The sequence below is a fragment of the Pseudoalteromonas sp. APAL1 genome (assembly GCF_021532475.1).
Lineage (GTDB): Bacteria > Pseudomonadota > Gammaproteobacteria > Enterobacterales > Alteromonadaceae > Pseudoalteromonas > Pseudoalteromonas lipolytica_C.
This window is the reverse complement of record NZ_JAKGAW010000094.1, coordinates 1-3976: the sequence shown is the minus strand read 5'-3', so window position 1 is coordinate 3976 and position 3976 is coordinate 1. Positions and strand designations below refer to the sequence as shown.

Below are 3976 nucleotides of genomic sequence, written 5' to 3'. Positions count from 1 at the left end.
GCAGTTTCGCTCGCGCGGAGAAAATTGCGATACTGAGAAAAAATCGATCGCAACCATCTTAAATGGTTTCAAACTAAGAACATACCCAAGACAATTTATTAAAAATTAGTTTTCACACAGTCTGTGCACAAAGTTGCCTTTTGGTTCAATTTTTCTGTTCATAAAGCCACTAGACAAACTAGCTCTCACTAAAAAAAAACGCGACCTAACTAAGCCGCGCTTTTTGCTCTTATTTCACAATTAAAGTGTGTAGCTAAAGGTTACTTTAGCATTACGCTCTTCACCTGGCATACCGCCTAAGAACATGGCTTTTGAGTAATAGGTTTTGTTAAACAAGTTATTTAGGTTTAACTGTAGTTTCCAATCATCTGTTTTGTATTGAATGGCGGCGTCGTATACGGTGTAGCTTGGTACGTAGCCATCTGGAATACCAAACGAGGTTGAGTTTGTGCTGCGGTCATCAACATACTGTACGCCTGCGCTAATTGTCAGTGGCTCGGCTAAATCAAACCATTTAGCGTCATAGCTTAACCAGCTGCTTGCTGTTACATAAGGCACACCTTTTTGGCGAGAATCAAAGCTTGATGAATTTGGATTTTGCTTATCGCGGGCGTCTTGATACACCGCGTTTACGTTAAGTTTCCATTGCTCGTTTAAATCGGCATTTAAATCAAGTTCAACACCTTTGGTTTGCTCTTCACCATCGTAAAAGCTTTTTGGTACTGAGGCATCAGATACGCCGGCTTCATAATCTGGGTTGGCATACTCAAGGTTTGTACGGGCACTATCAAATACCACCAGTGATGCTAGTAGTTGATCGTCAAACGCTTTTACACGCATACCAATGTCGTTACTGACTGACTCTGCGTCATCGCGGTCTGCTTCGTTACCCGATACACTGCCAAGCACGCTGTAGGCTGTACGGCCTTTAGAGTGGTTTACAAAGAACGAGATATCATCGCTCAGTTTGTAGGTTGCACCTAGGTTGTAGGTCATACCGCTGTCTGATGTATCTGCTTCTGGTGTTGGTTCGGCGGCACTGGCACGGTAGCGCGCATCAACACCAAAGTGTTCGTAGCTTTGTTTGATACGGTTAAAGGCAACGCCTACTCGGGTTGTAAAGGTATCGTGAATATAGGCAACATGTTGAATACCCACACCCCAAGCCTGAACCTTTTTGTTGTAATCGCTGGTTTTTAGCGGGTCGTAATCAAAAAAGCTGCCTTCGCCCCAGTTCGGGTTACGAATATCAAAAATGTAAGGTAATTGACCTTGGTAAATAACCTCTCCATCTTTGTTTTTAATGACCTGATCAGCATCGTAAATTGAGTATTGTTTAAAACGAATATCGCGGTCTTCGTAGTTGGCGTTTACAAGTAGTTCGTTATCAATACCGGCAAAGCTAAAGTCATAACGCAAGTCAGCAAAGTATTGCCATGATTTTTCGTCAGCTTCTACTTGGCGGTATTCTTGGCGACGCGCGGCAAATGGGTAAAGTACGTCATCAACCACTAAAGGTGCGCGCGGGTCTGCATTGATCACGCCATTACGGTTCCAATAAACATAGTTATAAGCACCCGTTTGGCGGGCAAAGCTCGATTCGTAATTACGGTATTGTAATTGCTGATTTAAAAATAAATTATCAGTAATGAAGTAGTTATGAGTTAACTTAAAGCGCAGTTCTTCGCCTTCGTTGTCATTTGCCATTGGCGAGATAATACCGTTATGACCAAAGGTATAAGGTGTTAGGCCATCATTTGCTGCCAGTGAGTCTGCCAATTGTTGGCGTTGCTGTTCGGTTAGTTGCAGGCCTTTTGCTGTTGCATCGTTAATTAAATCGGCAGCGGTTACTTCACCTGCGGTTTTACCATTTACTGAGTCACTGTTAAAAATACGAATAGGGTGGCCAATTGAATCAACAGCAATGGCATCTTTGATATAAGCGGCAGAAATCATGATGTCTTGTTTGTCGCTTAATACATATTTTAACGCGCCATAAATTTCATCACGGTCGTCTTTTAAGTCGCGGTAACCATCGCTACGAGCAGTTTTTGCGTTAACGCGATAAGCAAGGTTTTCGGTTAATGCTGCTGTGCTATCAAAGCCTAATGAGTAGCTATCCCATTGACCAAGCTCAGCATTAACGGTGTGCTGCTCAGTAAATTGTGGCTTCTTTTCAATTAGGTTGATAACACCACCTGCGCTACCCATACCATATAAGCCCGTTGCTGGGCCTTTAAGTACTTCTACAGATTCAACATTGGTCATTGAACGTGTTGGGTTAAAGGTGTTACCTAGGCCTGCACCACCGTACATGCCATCATAAGTATAGTTAGCGCCTAAACCGCGGATCACTAAGTTATCGCCAATGCCGTAGTTATTACCGGCTTGAGTTACACCACTGATGTTACGCACTAAGTCTTGTAAGTTTGTTGCGCCTTGCGAGTTGATAAGCTCTTGGTCTACAACCACTACAGGAGCTGGTGTTTCCATTAGGCTCATATTTGATTTAGTAGCGAGGCCAGAATCAAGTACCACACGGTTTTGTTTGTCGTATACGGTAATACGTTCAACTGAGTCTAAATCGTCGGCGGTTGCATTGAATGCGCTTAAGCAGGCTAGGGCTAAAATTGAGTATTTATATGTCGTCATTATAGGTAAATTGTCGAAGTTTTTCGGCAATGATAATGCGAGTTGTTTTCATTTCAAGTTTTATTTATCTGTTTTAGGTAATTTCCTTGTTTAGATACAAGTTGCTAACAACTAGTTTTATGGTTGGTAATCTTGTTTACGATATAGATACAAGGAAGGTTGCTGGCTTCACTCATGCAAAGCCAGCAAAATAGCTTATTTAAAAACTTTGCCGTCTTTCATAACAAATTGTACATCTTCAAGTACTGCAATGTTTTCAAGCGGGTTGCCTTTAACGGCAATAATATCGGCTAAGAAACCGCTTTTGATTTGGCCAAGTTGATCATCAGCTTTAAGTAGTTTGGCACTATTGATGGTGGCAGACTGCAATGCTTGCAGGGGGGTCATACCAAATTCAACCATACGCGAAAACTGCTTTGCATTGTCGCCATGAGGGTAAATCGCCGCATCGGTACCAAATACCATGTTTACGCCTGCTTTTACTGCACGGCTAAAGCTATCGCGTTGCTTTTTAGATACTTGGCGCTCTTTATTTAGGTTTTCTTCTGCAACCCCATTTTGTTCACCAAAGGTAAGAGTGTACTCAGTGTTGTAAATATCCATTGAGAACCAAGTGCCATGTTTTTTCGCAAGTTTAATGGCTTCGTCATCAACAAAGCTAACGTGCTCAACACTGTCTACACCGGCAACAATGGCCGCTTTAATGCCACTGGTACCATGCGCATGGGCAGCAACGGTTAGGCCACGTAAATGAGCTTCGTCAACAATGGCGTTCATTTCGTCTTGGCTATATTGCTGAATACCGACTTTTGTGCCTTTTGAGAATACGCCGCCTGTAGCGCAAAACTTAATGGCATTAGCACCGTACTTAATGTTTTCACGTACTTTAGCGCGCACTGCCCATGGGCCATCGGCAACGCCTTCGGCGGTGTATTTCATTTCTGGTGGTAAACGGTTGTTATCGCAGTGACCGCCAGTAACACCTAAAGACGGGCCAGCCGCCCAAATACGTGGGCCAACAATATCGCCTGAGTTAATGCCATCGCGTACTGCAATCACGCTGTAGCCTTCTGCGCCTAAGTTACGCAGCGTTGTAAAACCTGCATACAGTGTTTTTTCGGCAAAGTGTGCCGCTTTAATTGCTTTACGCGGAATCGATTGACCAATTCGCTCACTGCGCGGCACAGTAGGGTCGCTCGTTAAATGCACATGCATATCCATTAAACCCGGCACCAGAGTCAGCTCTGGTAATTGAATGTGCTTATCGCCGTCTTTTAAGTTTGGCTGTTTATTGCTTTGTACAGCTGTAATTTGACCGTTATCT

General features: G+C 43.3%; 2 protein-coding genes. Both read right to left on the bottom strand.

What is annotated here, in order from left to right; translation table 11 throughout:
• Positions 1 to 240: 240 nt before the first annotated feature.
• A complete protein-coding gene (locus L1264_RS21295; RefSeq protein ID WP_235404638.1) occupies positions 241 to 2652 on the bottom strand; it encodes a TonB-dependent receptor in 2412 nt (803 codons plus the stop codon).
• A 195-nt stretch (positions 2653 to 2847) separates the two neighbouring features.
• A partial coding sequence (locus tag L1264_RS21290; RefSeq protein WP_235404637.1) for a Xaa-Pro dipeptidase occupies positions 2848 to 3976 on the bottom strand: 1129 nt, incomplete at its 5' end.

Bases quoted from the DNA above. Each gene is read 5' to 3' on its own strand.
- L1264_RS21295 (WP_235404638.1), bottom strand. From the start codon at position 2,652: ATGACGACATATAAATACTCAATTTTAGCCCTAGCCTGCTTAAGCGCA.